The sequence below is a fragment of the Runella sp. genome, assembly GCF_027484545.1.
Classification (GTDB): Bacteria; Bacteroidota; Bacteroidia; order Cytophagales; family Spirosomataceae; genus Runella.
This window is the reverse complement of sequence record NZ_JAIXST010000215.1, coordinates 1-15,355: the sequence shown is the minus strand read 5'-3', so window position 1 is coordinate 15,355 and position 15,355 is coordinate 1. Positions and strand designations below refer to the sequence as shown.

Here is a 15,355-nt window from a genome sequence, read left to right as displayed (position 1 = left end):
TACTTTTACTTTTGTCATTTGTTTTTTGGTGGTTTAATGAGACATCTTAACTTATTTCCGAGCAAATATACTATATATTTTCCTTTTGATTGATTGATTTTATAAGTACTGATTTTAGCAAAATACTGTTATCGGTAATCTATTCTTAGTAATTCGTTTAGTCAATTAGTATTATTTTAGTTATTTTGCTATTTTAATTAGCTATATGACGTGTTTTTTACTAAATAACTAAGTATTATTAGTATATATATACTAAACTCATTCGGAATACTAACACAACAATACTAAATATTGGCAGGTGCAAAATTAAGTACAAAAGCAAGGCACTAATAGAAGGCAAATTAGCAATACAGAAACAAAAACAATAGAAACCTATGAACAAAGGACAGAAGTTAGTATATTACATATAGAATACAAATACATAACAGTAGGACGGAAGAGAGTAGGGGAGAAGACCTGAAAGAAACAACAATCATGTGCTCATCAGTCCACAGCAAAAACAATTCAAAAGAAACGGCCAATCAATAGAAGCACAAAATAAATGTATTGCCCGTAATAGTACATTTTCATATAAATAAGAAATAACATAAAAACAATCAATAAAGAAAAGCCTATCAGTTAGTTATAGTTAAATAAATCAAGTTTTACTTTAATAACCAATGAAAGAAAAAGTACAAATAGAGGCTGCCTGGGACAACCGAGAGTTAACCAAAGACCCAGAAGTAATCAAAGCCGTAGAAAACGTTATAGAGGCCCTTAATGAGGGTATTATACGGGTAGCAGAACCTAATGGTGATACATGGCTGGTAAATGACTGGATCAAAAAAGCAATCCTACTTTATTTCCCCATGCAGAAGATGGAACTAAAAGAAGTAGGCATCTTTGAGTATCATGACAAAATGAAACTAAAAACAGGCTACGACTCTTTAGCCGTACGGGTCGTACCACCAGCCGTAGCAAGATACGGTGCTTACCTTGCTAAAGGAGTTATCTTAATGCCGTCTTACGTAAATATAGGTGCATACGTAGACGAAGGCACCATGGTTGATACCTGGGCCACTGTAGGAAGCTGCGCACAGATAGGAAAGAATGTTCACCTCAGCGGTGGTGTTGGAATAGGAGGGGTGCTCGAACCTCCGCAAGCTGCTCCCGTTATTATAGAAGACGGAGCATTTGTTGGCTCACGTTGTATCGTAGTAGAAGGAGCACACATAGGAAAACGCGCCGTACTCGGAGCAGGAGTTACCATTACAGGAAGCTCAAAAATTCTGGATGTAACAGGTGATGCCGTTGTAGAATATAAAGGATACGTACCTGACGACTGCGTGGTTATTCCAGGAAGTTATCCGAAATCGTTTCCGGCAGGTACTTTTCACGTCCCCTGTGCCTTAATAATCGGGAAAAGAAAGCCCAGTACCGATCTAAAAACGTCGCTTAATGAAGTATTAAGAGAAAACAACGTAGCCGTTTAAAGCTATTCAGACTTCTTTATAAACGAAAAAGCCACTCCAATCAGACTTCTTTATAAACGAAAAAGCCACTCCAAACGGGTGGCTTTTTTACGTGCTTTACTTTACCCCATAAAATTTACTGTCGTCAGCAAACTTACAAATCCCAGAGCAAATTCGGCGTTAATAGTTTATCTTATCTTAAATGTCTTACCAATTCACCTATTGACATCTAATGCTCTTTGACCTGCTTTCTCTTCGTTGACGTTACAAAGGTAATACAACGTTTACAACATTAACAAATATTTTTACGTTTTTTTACAAAAATTTACACAAACATTAAAAAGAGGTATTTGTACTCGAAAAACAGGAGAACTCACCCTTAATAGTCAATATATCAGATTGTTACACCTATTCACAAATGTTTACAAAAGGACACTATCCGCAAAACATCTGTAAACATCAACAACGATGTAATTTACTTTTGTAATTTGAAGTAAACATGGAAAATTTATATCTGTAAATACTTGCAATATATCTGTAAACACATTTATATTTGTAACATCATTAGATGTTTACAGATATGGCAATTTATTCCGACTTTACCGATTCTCGTTATTTGAAAAATAACAAAATACGCGTTATTCTTGACGAAACTCATTTGAATGCTTCTCAATTTGCAGATGCCATAAAAGTGCAACGTTCTACGATTTCGCACATATTAGCCTACCGAAATCGCCCCAGTCAAGACATTTTGGAGAAGATTGTGGCCTGGAACGACAAATATAGCTTTGATTGGTTTAGAACACAGACTCCGGAAGAAGCAAAAATGATAGCCCAACTTATTGAAAGTCAGGGATATGGGGGGGCAAAAATGCAAAATCCAACGCCTCAGGAATCGCGTGAAAAAATCGTTCCGCCCAAGCCTACGACTACAAACGATTCTCGCGGGCCACAAATGAAGCCGGAAGCACCGACAGTCAGTACAACACTCGAATCTGTGAAACCTCGTCGTGCTGTGCTTATAACAATTGTTTATGACGACGGAAGTTCTCAAGTGATTCCCGTAGATCCTAATTCAAAAATAAATCAGTTGTTGGGCCAATAAGAAGGGGTTTAAATTGGGATTATTATCTCAATTTAAACCCCTAAATTTTCGCCCATTAAGTGAATAAATATTCACTTAATGTAACTTAGCAATTGCTGTGAAACAGTTATAGAGAGATAACCAGCTTGTATATAATGGTTTACAACTTTGTGTTTCACGAGAGTTTCACAAGTGTTCCACGTGAATTGTTAACTATCTAATTATCAGCACCTTAAAGATTTGTGCGAAAGGAGGGAGGTAATTCCTGTTTTTTTACTGCCAAACTACCTTGTTAGACGCATGAATTTGGCGCGATTGGAGTGCCTTCAATAGGTTCGGATATTTAAAATTAAGCTTAAAAAAAGCCTGGGAATCCAATTTTATATGCTCCGGAAGCAAGCCAAATGTGTCTGAGGGAATCAATACTTCCATCCGTGCTACAGGGGTGTTGTGAGTATCAATAGCCGTACAAATGGCAAACAGACATTCTACATCAGAATAATTGAATCGTCCCACATAAGACAACAATTGAGAACAGAATGTTTCATTGTCGTTGAGGGAAAACAAATTGATTGCTAAAGTTGAATTCATAAAATAAATACCAAAGCCTTTTTGAATGCCCATCATCGACCGAACGATGATTCGACCATCCCCGTTGATATTTACTAAATCCTTCACTATTAGCTTTCGTTCTTCCTCTAAATAATAGCGCTCGTATTTGCCGCTTAAATGGCGCAGGTTATTACTCTGACCAATCACAAAACTCTCCTGGGCTTTTTCCCAAAGTGCTGCCGACTCACTGCTAAATAAGTAGTCATGAATGTCAGTAGGCATCGGCATTTGTTGACGACGTTTTTTTACCTGAGGTATTTTTTTCAAAGGGTCGGATTTTTAATCGGCCATTAATGTCACCACTAAAATCATACCAATATAGTTAATGTATTCCAAAAAGCCCTCAACCTATAAACAGTAACAGTAAAATGATTGCAGGAAGACTAAGCATTATGTAGTCAAGTAAAAGTAATCGTGTATTTAGTTTTCACTTGGGCGATAATATCATCCACAGCTTTTTTGAGGGTATCGGCACTGGTACAATCTTCAATTTTAAGCCACCGCGTCGGCGGTCCGAAAGTGCTTGATGTGATGCCAAAGCGTTTCAATTGGACGGTTGGCCGCTGCCATTAAGTTCTGAGCAGTAAGGGGGCCGCGTCGGCGGTCCGAAAAAACTGAAAAGATAAGTCCTACTTTTGCCATTCTTTGATTTTAGTCTTTACATCGGCGGATTGCGGTCGGAATTATCAATGAGTACTATCGTTTTGATTAGAGAAGGATAGTGTTTTAAAAAATCATCCCAGACACAGTCAGTACATTATTGAGCAGGTACTTTGCATTTTTCGGTAGCCAAGCATAAACAGCGTTGGGGTAAGGCTTGGCTACGCTGGCGGATACGATGACTGGGGGATTTCCGCAATAAATGCTCTAATTCAAGTTTACTGGTACTTAAAAACGTAAGGTTAAATTATACAGGCAACAATTAGAGCAAACGGCGCTTTGAATCCGACAGTGAGAATATGTAAAGATTTACTTAAAGGTGAGTGGGTCGAAAAAATAGGCTTCCAAGACTATAAAAAACCTCTACAGGCTGTTATATAGTTTTCCTAATGGAAACCTATATAACACTCCTTTAAAGTCAATAAACGCCATTTATGACGGGAATCCAGAAGTACACTCTTACTACCCAGGCTTCTTTACCTCGATGAGTATGCACAAATAGATAGGTAAAAAGAGCGGCGGTGTGAAACCGCACGGGCGGCCCCGCAATGAAGTTTACCTTCGACTCGCATTCCGGTTTCGTCAAAATTGACTACATGTTATATAATTTACATTATGTTAAATAAAACATCTCAAAATAAAGGAGCAAGCTTTTGACCTGCTCCTTTATCCTTATTTTGTTTCTTCGCAAGGGATTTTTTTCTCCTCAAATTGTTTTAAAATTATATCCAATTGCTTCATGGTTTCAACCACTTGCTCTTCTTCTTTAATGGCTCTGGCCTTTGTAAAATAAGGCTGTGATTGCTTAAACTTACCACATACCTTAGATTCAATTTCCTTACCCTTCGCATTGTAGTCTTTCATGTCCATCGCATCCACTACCGCTTTCATCTCTACCGCTTCATTGAAGTAGAATACGCCCATGTTAAAGAGTGCATCATAGTTGTTGGGTTCTGCCGCTAAAGCCTTGGTATATGCATCTTTGGCCGCATCACGCGCTGTATTTTGCTTGGCAGTTAACTCAGCAATTTTCGCAGTAGGATCTCCCAATTTAGCGATTTCCTCTTTCACTTTCACTAATTCTGCTTTTGCTTCCTCAAGAGCTGTTTTGTTCTCTTTTTGCTTCGCTTCCACTTCTGCTTTCTGACGTTTCAAATCGGCATTTTTGGGTTGTTTTACAATCAAACCTGCAATTCGCTTTATTTCATCGGCAAATATTTTATCTGATTCTTCTGCCTCCTTGATTTTACGTTCTGACGAACCCGTTTTTTTGGAAGCATCTTTCAATTTACGAATTTCCGCCGTGTGTTGAGCGGCCTCGTTATCGTTCAATATCCCTAAATTAAGCGCGTATTGCGCATTTTTAGGCTCCAAATCAATTAGTTCCTTCAACGCCACTTTTGCTTCATCCAGACGCTGCATGTCTAACAATACATTGACACGTTCCGCTTTAAAAGAAGCCTTACTTGCCGGTAAAACTTCCATCCCTTTGTCTAAAGTTTTCAGGGCCTTGTCATTTTGCTTTTCAATCCGATACAACTGAGCCAACAATGCAAAGTTACCGGCATCTTTACCCCCTTTTGCAATGTAGCTTTCCATCATGATAGCAGCGATGTCATTTTTTTGTGTCTGCATCGCACTATACGCTCCATACAAAGGCGCCAGAGTATCTTTTGGATTTACTTCCTGTGCTACATTGAAAAACTTGATAGCATCTGCATATTTCTTTATTTGAAATTTCTCAGCTCCCTGTTTTACTAATGCAGTTCCTAAGTTGGTACCGGTATCATCCGTTCCGTTCGACAAATATTTCTGAGCATCTTTGGTTACTTTACCCGGCTTTGCAGCATCTACTTCAATTGCTTTTTTGAAAGAATCATAAGCCACCATAGCAGCGCTTGAATCCATTTCAGTATACAAACGGGCAATTTCGTCGTATAACTTACCCCGGTCCAACCATGTGGAGGATTTGGCAGATGCCTTAGGGTCAGTAATGGCTTTATCACTTTTTTCTTTGTCCTTTTTTTTCTGCTCCATCAATAATTTATCTATCTGAGCGGAGGCAGAAATGGAAAAAAAACCAAAAGCAGATAATAAAAACAGCTTCTTCATCTTGAGATTCGTTGTTAAGTTTAAAATTTGTGCAAAAAACGGCAAATAGTTATGATTATTATAATTGTAAAAGGCGAATGTCAAAGTATCTCTTCTTCATTCGCCTTTTATTTGTTACTATTCTTCGGTCGCAGTATCATTACTGACAACGGGAGCGTCCCCTTCGGTTGGAGTTCCCTCCTCCCCTGCTACAATCTCCCCGACTACGGCTTCTTCATTTTCAATTCGGGTCACCGACGAGATTTCATCACTTTCACTCAATTTAATGAGTCGAACTCCCTGGGTATTTCGACCTGCTACCCGAATTTCAGAGACGGACATCCGAATGGCAATGCCTGACTTATTGATAATCATCAAATCGTCATTCTCTCCTACTTCTCTAATGGCAACCAGATTACCAACTTTATCCGTAATATTGAGCGTTGTTACCCCTTTCGCTCCTCGGTTAGTGACGCGATAGTCATCGATAGGCGAGCGTTTTCCGTACCCATTTTCAGACACCACCAATAACTGTTTATCTTCCCCGCCAACGCAGAGCATTCCGATCGCCTTATTGGTAGTTCCTTCTTCACCCAATTCAATTCCTTTCACCCCCGCCGCCGTACGGCCCATCGGGCGAACACGGCTTTCGTGGAAACGAACTGCCTTACCGGCTTGCGAAGCAATGATGATTTGATTGTCACCGTTGGTAAGTGCTACGTCTAAAAGGCGATCTCCTTCGTTGATGGAAATGGCAATGATACCATTGGCCCGCGGACGAGAATACGCCTCAAGCAACGTCTTCTTAATGGTTCCCGACTCCGTACACATAATCAGGTAATTGTTGTTGATGTAGTCAGCATCACTCAACGTACGAACATTGATTACGGCCCGCACTTTATCTCCCGACTCAATATTTATCAGGTTTTGGATAGGACGGCCTTTGGATACTTTTGAACCTTCCGGAATTTCGTACACTTTGAGCCAGTACAAGCGTCCGAATTCGGTGAAAATCAGTAGGTAATTGAGCATGGTAGCCGAGAACAAATGTTCCGTAAAGTCATCGTCTTTGGTGATAACTCCGCGAGAACCCACTCCTCCCCTGCCCTGCGTACGGTATTCACCCAGTGGTGTCCGTTTTACGTAGCCTTGGTGAGAAATCGTAATGAGCATATCCTCATCGGCAATCATGTCTTCATCGGCAAACTCTTCTGCCGCGTACTCGATTTTAGAACGACGTGCATCTCCGTAACGCGCACGCAAATCAGCCAATTCATCTTTGATGATTTGGAATTTGCGCGGTTCGCTGGCTAAGATTTCCTGCAAATCGGAAATAAACTTCATTAAGTCATCGTATTCCTGCACAATTTTGTCGCGCTCCATGCCCGTCAAACGTTGCAGACGCATTTCCAAAATAGCACGTGCCTGAATTTCAGTCAAACTAAATTGCTCAATCAAACCGTTACGGGCCGTTTCAGGGTCGCGAGCACTGCGAATCAGGTTGATAACTGCGTCTAAGTTGTCGAGGGCAATTAACAATCCCTGCAAAATATGTGCACGTTTTTCCGCTTCGCGCAAATCATACTGTGTCCGACGCGTTATCACCTCTACGCGGTGCTCCACGTAGTATTTAATCAAATCTTTAAGATTCAACAACGCGGGGCGTCCTTTGACAAGGGCCACGTTATTGATACTGAAAGAAGATTGAAGCGGCGTGAATTTATACAGGTGATTGAGAACAATATTAGGAATACTGTCTTTTTTCAATTCAAACACAATCCGAACTCCGTCACGGTCAGACTCATCCCGAATGGCTGAAATTCCATCCAATTTTTTATCATTGACCATGTCAGCAATACGCTTGATCATATCCGCTTTGTTGACCATGTACGGAATCTCCGTCACCACGATTTGTTCGCGCCCAGTACGAGTTTGCTCAAACGTAGCAACTGCTCGCATAATAACCCGTCCGCGTCCTGTTTCGTAAGCCGACCTAACACCCTGATACCCATAGATAATGGCTCCGGTTGGAAAATCAGGAGCCTTCACGTACTGAATCAGTTCGGCAACCGTAATGTCATTATTGTCAATGTAAGCTACTGTTCCGTCTATCACCTCCGTAAGGTTATGAGGAGCCATATTGGTGGCCATCCCTACGGCAATCCCTGAAGAGCCATTTAACAGCAAGTTAGGAAGTTTGGCAGGAAGAACACTGGGTTCTGAATCGGAATCGTCGTAGTTGGGTTGGAAGTTGACCGTCTCTTTATTGATGTCAGCCAGCATTTCTTCGGCAATCCGCTTAAGGCGAGATTCGGTATAACGCATCGCTGCGGGTGAATCACCGTCCAAAGAGCCAAAGTTACCTTGCCCGTCAATCAATGGATAGCGCAATGACCACGGTTGGGCCATCCGCACCATGGTATCGTAGATGGAGGCATCCCCGTGTGGGTGATACTTTGCCATTACATCTCCAACGGTACGAGCTGATTTTTTGTAGGCACGATTGTGTAAGAAGCCCGATTCAAACATTGCATAAAGTACCCTACGGTGGACGGGCTTGAGTCCGTCTCGGGCATCGGGTAAGGCGCGTGAAATAATGACCGACATTGAGTAGTCAATATAGGCCGTCCGCATCTCTTCCTCAATATTAATGGGGATAATGTTGCTGGTGTTTTCTGACATAAATTAAATTTAAATGCTTTTGTACAAAAATACACCAAATACTTTATATAGGCAAAATTAGCCCCGCTTACGACGCTTTTCGTTGGCCTGTTCTCTTTTCTCGGCAGTCGTCCGGGGTTTACCGAAAAAATAGGGCTTGGGAAAGGTTCCTCTCCCGCGCACAATACTTCCGCCATGACTGTGATTATAGCGAACTTTACACCCTTTAATCGAACACTGCCGATACCAACACCCACTTAAACCCACTGCCATCCCCACTACCAGTATCATTCCTATCGCTTTCATTCTTTATGCTAAGTAATTGATTGTAAAGCAAGCTAATTCCAAGAAACAAAAAAACAAAACTTATTTGGACTCTAATGGGTTCTGTGGGTTAGAATAGGTTCTGTAACCACAAAACCGATAAAATTACAGCAACAAAAGACTACTAAATATCTGAAATATGCCTCTCCTTTTTTCTCCATTAATCCTCCGAGATATTACATTAAAAAATCGAATTGTGATTTCACCTATGTGCCAATATTCCGCACAGGAAGGTTTTGCAAATGATTGGCATTTTATTCACTTGGGAAGTCGCGCCATAGGAGGCGCAGGCCTGGTGATGACCGAAGCAACGGCCGTTTCTCCCGAAGGCCGTATCTCGCCCGGAGATTTGGGGATTTGGCAGAATGAGCACATTGAACCGCTTCGTCGAATTACGGATTTTATTCACGCTCATGGCAGTATTGCAGGTATTCAATTGGCTCACGCCGGACATAAAGCGAGCTCGCATGTCCCCTGGAACGGTGGACGGTTGGCTTTACCAAATGAGGGAGGCTGGCAGCCCGTTTCTTCAAGCGCCCATGCACTTTTAGGCGACAATCAATTTTCCGAAGCACTCTCTCACGACGGTATTCAGAAGGTGGTCAGTGATTTTATCAAAGCAACCCAACGGGCACTAAGCGCCGGTTTCAAAGTCATTGAGATTCACGCGGCACATGGCTATTTACTCAATGGATTTCTTTCACCTTTGGTCAATCAGCGAACTGATGAATTTGGTGGCAGTTTTGAAAATCGTACCCGGCTTCTGTTGCAAATCGTGACTGAAGTACGCGCCATTTTACCCACTGAATTACCTCTTTTTATACGGCTTTCGGCTACCGATTGGGCCGAAGGTGGCTGGACCATTGATGATTCCGTAGCACTTGCCGGATTACTGAAAATTCATGGGGTCGATTTGATTGATTGTTCGTCAGGTGGTCTAGTCAAACCAGGTGCCATTCCCGTAGGTCCGGGTTATCAGGTACCATTTGCGGAGGCTATTAAATCTAAAACAGGTATTCTTACTGGAGCGGTAGGAATGATAACGGAAGCTCACCAAGCCAATGAAATAATTGAGTCACAACAGGCCGATTTGATATTGATTGCCCGGGAATCATTGCGTGACCCTTATTTTCCGTTGCGTGCCGCGCATGAACTGGGAGTGGATGTTACTTATCCTGTTCAATACGAACGGGCGAAGCGCAAATAAAAAGTATTGGGTAGTTAGTATGAAGTATTCAGGCTAAAAAACATTCATTGCCCCCAGCCGCTGCGACGCCCGTAAAATCTATGTACTGCTTAAGGTAACTATTTTTCCATAAAAAACTCTCCATCAAACACGAATGATGGAGGGTTTTTGTGTCTAAAATTGAAAGTAAACTAAGTAGAACTGCTCATGCTCCCAATTTCTTTATTTTAATGACTTGGCGAATTAAATAAATCAATGTTCCCCACACCCCAAAAATAATGGAATAGGCCATAAAAAGCAGCCAATACGGCGTTCGGAAACGAGTTGACCACAACGTACGTTGGTCAAAAAAAGCAGTATCTACTTTGGTAGCTACCCCCCACAACGCTTTCTTCTCAGCGATAAGGCTACCAAACAGCTCATTGTCTTCTACTTTTGCCACTAACAAAAGATTTCCTTTTTGGTCGCCTGGCAACTTATCCCTTTTAAATTCAACGATAAGCGTACCGCTTGAGTCTGTCGTATAATTATCTTCCTCTCCCGCCGAGAGAATACCGCCCAACCGTTGAACACCCACTTTCATTTCCACATCTGCGGCAGGTATCCATTTATTATTCTCCATTTTCATGACGGAAGCTGTAAGATTTCTTACACCATCCGCACCGGAAGTATCAAGAGTGATTTTTGCCTTGGTAATAACAAAATCAGAAATCACTTCTTCATCGTCCGACATTACAATAAACGTATGTTGCGAAGAGGCATCCCAAACGGCTTTTAAGCTCGGAGGTATAAATGCCTTTGCTTTACCCGTCTCATCGGTGGTCAGGTTGGAAATGAGGTTTGTACCCGCACTGTCGAGGTAGATTTTATACGACTGATTGCTGATGGGGGTAAGCACTTTACCTTTTTTTAACACACACTCCAGTAAGAGATACTGAACACGGTTATTGGAGTTGACGTAGTGCAGTTTAACTATTTTCTTTCCCTCCTGCGCCGCAAGTTGTCTGGTTAGCAACGACACTGCAAAAACGAATAACAGGAGCGTTGGTCTATTTTGAAACGGAAATATGTTCAGCTTTTTCATGTTGTTCGGTGATGGTTTCGTGAATAGGAATGATGGGAAATATCCTTACAAAAAACGTAATGATAAGCAGCGCACCCGCCAATGACCCGATGGTAATGGCCCATTCTTCCCAAGTTGGGAAATAGTGCATGTAGTTGTCAGGGACATTTTGCATTGGTAAAAATGGGTGCAGCAAAGTCGGTGTTACAATAAGATACCGTTTGAACCACGCTCCTACTACAATCATCATTCCCACAATAAACATAGGAAATGGTTTTCTTCCGGCTTTGAACAGCATGACAAAAATGGGAATAATCATCCCTACCAGGATTGCAAACCAAAACATCAGCGAAAACTCACCCGTGAATAATTCTTCTAAGTGTGCCGCTTCTGATTTTTTCATCTTAAAGGCGGGCACCAAGTATTCATTTACGTTGAAATAAAGATAAATCAGCGAAAGCATTACGGCTATTCGGCCCATTTTTTCAAAGTGTAACTCCGTAATGTATTTTTCAAGATGATAATACTTCCGAAAAACATACATGGCTACAATGACCCCACCGGACCCCACCAAAAAGGCCCCTGAAATAAAATAGGCCCCGAAATTGGTACTGTCCCAACCGGGGCGATACGTAGTGGCAAACAACCAGGACGTAACCGTGTGGATACAAAAGGCCACCGGTATAATCATGATACATAGAATACTGATTGCCTTTTCGCTGATTTTAAATTGTTCTTCGCTTCCTTTCCAGAAAGACCCCAAAAACGTGTAAATCTTATTCTGCCAAGGTAAATTCTTTGTTTTTTGTCCATTCAGAATTTTTAAATCGGGCAAAAGCGGCAAATACAAAAGTAAAAGGCTGATGAAAAAATAAGTGGTAATTACAATCACGTCCCAAGTAATGGGAGATTGTAAACGCCCGTGTAACAGCAAGTTGTATAACCGTTCGGGACGCCCCATGTCCACAATAATGATAAGTGACGCAAACGTAATGGCAGAAACCGCAATGATTTCGGCAATTCTCGTCAAGGGCGTACTCCATTCCACGTTGGCCAGCCGAAATATGGCCGTGATGAGCGAACCCACCAAACTGATGGCTACAAAGAATACGAAATTAGAGATGTAAATCCCCCAAGAAACATAGTCTCTCATGCCCGTCACCACCAGGCCCTCCTGTAACTGTCGAAAATAAGCAAACGCACCGATCAGACAAAGCACAATCAATACACTCACCCATATCATTCCACGCTTTCCAAATGGTTGCGGCACCAAATCACCGGTGATCTGCTCAGCGGAACGCCGCCCGTTGGTTAAAGTAGATAAATTACTCATTGTTATGTATTTAGAGTTAAGTAACCGTCGGTAGTACCAACGGAAAAAGTGGTCAGAATCACTTTTCATCGCCGGTTTCCTTTTCCAGACCAGATTCATAAGGAAAATTTCGGTTGACCGGCGGTAAGTAATATACGCTCGGTTTGGTACCCAAGTCTTCCATCAAACGGTACCCTGCTTTGTCTTTGATTAATTCACTGAAACGGAAGGTTTCAGCTCCGTTGGTCACCGTATCTTCATTCAAATCACCAAACATAAATACCCCATTTGGACAGGCCGATACACAGTGAGGCAACTCTCCCTGTCGAGTCATTTCCGGGCAAAAATCACATTTCCCCACGGTTCCCTTTACCTGATGCGCTACACTGGTTGGGCCCGAGTTATGGTGGTGATGCTCCTCGCTTCCGCCTTGTGAAGCCATCAACGTTTCTTCCCAGTTGAACACCCGGGCTGAATACGGACAGGCGGCCATGCAGAAACGACAACCGATACAACGTTCATTATCAATCAGTACGATTCCGTCCTGTCTTTTAAAGGTAGCATCCACCGGGCATACTTTCACGCAGGGAGGTTCGTCGCAGTGCATGCAGGTAGTTGGTTGCCAGTAAGGTGCTGTATGATCGGCATCTTCCATGCCCAATACTTTGATCCAGTTTTGTCCGGGATGTACCTGGTGCATGTGATTGCAGGCACTTTGGCATTTTCTAAGATTCTTACACCGGGCCAAGTCAATGACCATCACAAATTTTTTCCCGGGAATTCCTTCTCTTTCTTCGGCATTAGTTAAATGCGGCACGTCCGGGATCGGTTTCAGAAACGCTTTGTCTATTTCTATCACTTCACCGTCGACCGAAAGTAATTTTACTTTTTCACCGGTAAGCACTACCTCATCCTGAGCAAATGGATTCTTTTTATCATTGCATCCGCCCAAAGCAGCGGTCAGCAACCCGGTAAAGAGAAAATCTCTCCGCGGTATATTGTTATTATTTTTCATAAGTTAGGATTGTTTTTTTATCCACTCCTTCAATTCATCAATGCTGATTTTATAATTATTTTTATCAGCTGCGACCAAGTGTTTCCTGTCTATTTCGACCAATACCCCCTCTTGGGTAAGCATTTTTACGGTGTTACTCTTTGGTTGTATAGGTTTCTCCGTTTCTCCTTTAATGAATCTCAGCAAGGTTGCCGTACCGAGTGTAGTGATACTCCAGAGCAAAAACTTTTTCCGCGTCGAAGGTTGTATAGGTGTTTCCATTATTGTAACCGATTATAAATGAAAGAACGGCCCTTTATTGAGCCGTTCTAAAGGGAAATTATTTCTTCAATGTTCTGATAAAAGCAACCAAGGCCCAACGGTCATCTTCATCCGGGATTTTCTTTTTGAAAGAAGGCATATCGTCTCTTCCTTCGGTCGTTTTATAAAACAAAGAACCGTCCGGTTGAGCTTGTGTATCCGCTTTTGAAAAATCACCGGGTTCGGTTTCCAATTGAGTCGCTTTCGACCCATCTCCCAGTCCTTTGGCACCATGGCAAGACTTACAATGGGTATTCCAAAGCACCTTTCCATCCGCGGCTGCCGCTGCGGCGTCAGTTAATGGGCTTTTCATTTTTTTGAAATTGTCAGGTGCATTCCATGGCTTTTTATCCAGATTGGTTTTTTCAGTAAAACTGATACTGATCCACCCCATGACAACAATGAGTAAAACAAGAACTTTTTTCATAAGACAAGAAGTGTTAGTTGTAAGAATTTGTAATTTGTTGTGTGATTATTTTTCAGTTAAGTACTTCAATGAAAGCAGACTAAAAAAGACTTTCGTCATCATTTTGAAAAGTAGAAACCAAGGTCGGTATCTATATTGGTCATATCCACAAGGAGAGGTGATTTTTGACCATCGAAAATGAATAAGCCACAAGGGTCATTTTTAGTATTCAAATCAATGACTTCCACCTTTCCATCTGATTTTTTAAAGAGAATATATCTCCCGTTGACAACCTCTCTCACCTTCCATCGGGGTCGAAGGCCACTTCCGGAAAAATCACGTCCTTGTAACATCCTGTGAAGCTAATGCTCATTACAAAAATGAGACCTGTGTATAGTAGTCGTTTCATCATTGTAAGGGGTTACTTGTTATTGAAATTTATATTACATTCAATATCAATTTTATCAGAGATGTTGGTACTGGTAACCCCAAAATCCCGACAGTTAAATTGAAATTTCAATTGCAGACCAAATACTTCGTAACCGGCGGCAGTACCAAACTGAACCTTTGCTTTAGGAACGTATTTTAGTTTTCCAACAATCGCCTTTGTAAGAGGGGTAGCTAAATTCCCTTTCCAGGTAAGGTTCAGTTTTACAATGTATTCGCTGCTGAGCGGATCAAAGGTGACTTCCGTTGTTTTAATTTTGGCAAGGTTAGTAACCGTCAAATTTTGTGTACCCGTCACAATGGCGGTAGTACCCATGGCTGCCAAATTACAACCGGCATCCCGACCCGGCTCACCGGTATTGGACGTATTGATTTGAACATATCCATTGAAGAAGGTTTTTGTCGGGTCATTTTCATAAAATGCCCACGAATTATCTTTTACGGGCTGACCAGTCGTCACATAATTCGCCATCTCGGCATCCGTTACTTCATGAATACCGAATTGATTAAAACGGCCCGTCAATAAACCCGCTGCTCCAACGTAAGTAGTTCAATACAAATAAACGCCGTATTAAGAGCTACCTTTGTGGCATGGGCTACCGTTATATAAACCTGACCTGTTCCGAGATTGAAATTCTTGAAGAGGCCTCAAAAACAAGTAATAAACAGCATATTAGGCGTAAATGTGATACTATTTTGTTGAGCGATAGGGGCTATGACATCATAAGTTTGTCAAACCTTTA

14 protein-coding genes are annotated in these 15,355 nt (G+C 41.7%); 3 read left to right on the top strand and 11 right to left on the bottom strand.

Features of this window, described 5'->3' with window-relative positions; translation table 11 throughout:
- The first annotated feature begins 659 nt into the window (after positions 1–659).
- A complete protein-coding gene (locus Q0081_RS20105; RefSeq protein ID WP_298357552.1) occupies positions 660–1,472 on the top strand; it encodes a 2,3,4,5-tetrahydropyridine-2,6-dicarboxylate N-succinyltransferase in 813 nt (270 codons plus the stop codon).
- A gap of 559 nt (positions 1,473–2,031) precedes the next feature.
- On the top strand, positions 2,032–2,556 hold the full coding sequence (locus Q0081_RS20100) for a helix-turn-helix transcriptional regulator (protein WP_298357549.1): 525 nt from the start codon (positions 2,032–2,034) through the stop codon (positions 2,554–2,556).
- Positions 2,557–2,808: 252 nt separating this feature from the next.
- Here the strand turns inward: Q0081_RS20100 and Q0081_RS20095 are convergent, their stop codons facing one another.
- The 5 genes from Q0081_RS20095 to Q0081_RS20075 form a co-directional block, all read right to left on the bottom strand.
- Positions 2,809–3,414: a hypothetical protein gene (locus Q0081_RS20095; protein WP_298357546.1), complete on the bottom strand. Its 606-nt coding sequence runs from the start codon at positions 3,412–3,414 to the stop codon at positions 2,809–2,811.
- A gap of 225 nt (positions 3,415–3,639) precedes the next feature.
- On the bottom strand, positions 3,640–3,789 hold the full coding sequence (locus Q0081_RS20090; protein ID WP_298357543.1) for a hypothetical protein: 150 nt from the start codon (positions 3,787–3,789) through the stop codon (positions 3,640–3,642).
- 690 nt (positions 3,790–4,479) lie between these two features.
- Positions 4,480–5,919 carry a tetratricopeptide repeat protein gene (locus Q0081_RS20085; protein ID WP_298357540.1) on the bottom strand — a complete coding sequence of 480 codons (1,440 nt, stop codon included), beginning with the start codon at positions 5,917–5,919 and terminating at the stop codon, positions 4,480–4,482.
- 117 nt (positions 5,920–6,036) lie between these two features.
- The gene (gene gyrA, locus Q0081_RS20080) at positions 6,037–8,580 is read right to left on the bottom strand and encodes a DNA gyrase subunit A (protein WP_298357537.1); all 2,544 of its coding nucleotides are present in this window, start codon (positions 8,578–8,580) and stop codon (positions 6,037–6,039) included.
- A 57-nt stretch (positions 8,581–8,637) separates the two neighbouring features.
- Entirely contained in the window at positions 8,638–8,865 is a 228-nt protein-coding gene (locus tag Q0081_RS20075; RefSeq protein WP_298357534.1) for a hypothetical protein, read from the bottom strand.
- A 157-nt stretch (positions 8,866–9,022) separates the two neighbouring features.
- Here Q0081_RS20075 and Q0081_RS20070 point away from each other — a divergent pair, with 157 nt between their 5' ends.
- Positions 9,023–10,090, top strand: a complete 1,068-nt coding sequence (locus Q0081_RS20070) for an NADH:flavin oxidoreductase/NADH oxidase (RefSeq protein ID WP_298357529.1) — start codon at positions 9,023–9,025, stop codon at positions 10,088–10,090.
- Positions 10,091–10,274: 184 nt separating this feature from the next.
- Here the strand turns inward: Q0081_RS20070 and Q0081_RS20065 are convergent, their stop codons facing one another.
- The 6 genes from Q0081_RS20065 to Q0081_RS20040 form a co-directional block, all read right to left on the bottom strand.
- Positions 10,275–11,153 carry a hypothetical protein gene (locus tag Q0081_RS20065; protein WP_298357526.1) on the bottom strand — a complete coding sequence of 293 codons (879 nt, stop codon included), beginning with the start codon at positions 11,151–11,153 and terminating at the stop codon, positions 10,275–10,277.
- Positions 11,119–12,465, bottom strand: a complete 1,347-nt coding sequence (gene nrfD, locus Q0081_RS20060; protein ID WP_298357523.1) for an NrfD/PsrC family molybdoenzyme membrane anchor subunit — start codon at positions 12,463–12,465, stop codon at positions 11,119–11,121. The genes Q0081_RS20065 and nrfD overlap by 35 nt, the downstream gene beginning before the upstream one ends.
- Positions 12,466–12,523: 58 nt before the next feature.
- On the bottom strand, positions 12,524–13,459 hold the full coding sequence (locus Q0081_RS20055) for a 4Fe-4S dicluster domain-containing protein (protein WP_298357521.1): 936 nt from the start codon (positions 13,457–13,459) through the stop codon (positions 12,524–12,526).
- Between the two features lie 3 nt (positions 13,460–13,462).
- Complete coding sequence (locus Q0081_RS20050) at positions 13,463–13,720, bottom strand: hypothetical protein (RefSeq protein WP_298357518.1); 258 nt, start codon at positions 13,718–13,720, stop codon at positions 13,463–13,465.
- A 58-nt stretch (positions 13,721–13,778) separates the two neighbouring features.
- Positions 13,779–14,186 (bottom strand): cytochrome c, encoded by a 408-nt coding sequence (locus tag Q0081_RS20045; RefSeq protein ID WP_298357515.1) that lies wholly within the window; start codon positions 14,184–14,186, stop codon positions 13,779–13,781.
- Positions 14,187–14,586: 400 nt separating this feature from the next.
- Positions 14,587–15,135 carry a hypothetical protein gene (locus Q0081_RS20040; RefSeq protein WP_298357512.1) on the bottom strand — a complete coding sequence of 183 codons (549 nt, stop codon included), beginning with the start codon at positions 15,133–15,135 and terminating at the stop codon, positions 14,587–14,589.
- Between the last annotated feature and the right edge of the window lie 220 nt (positions 15,136–15,355).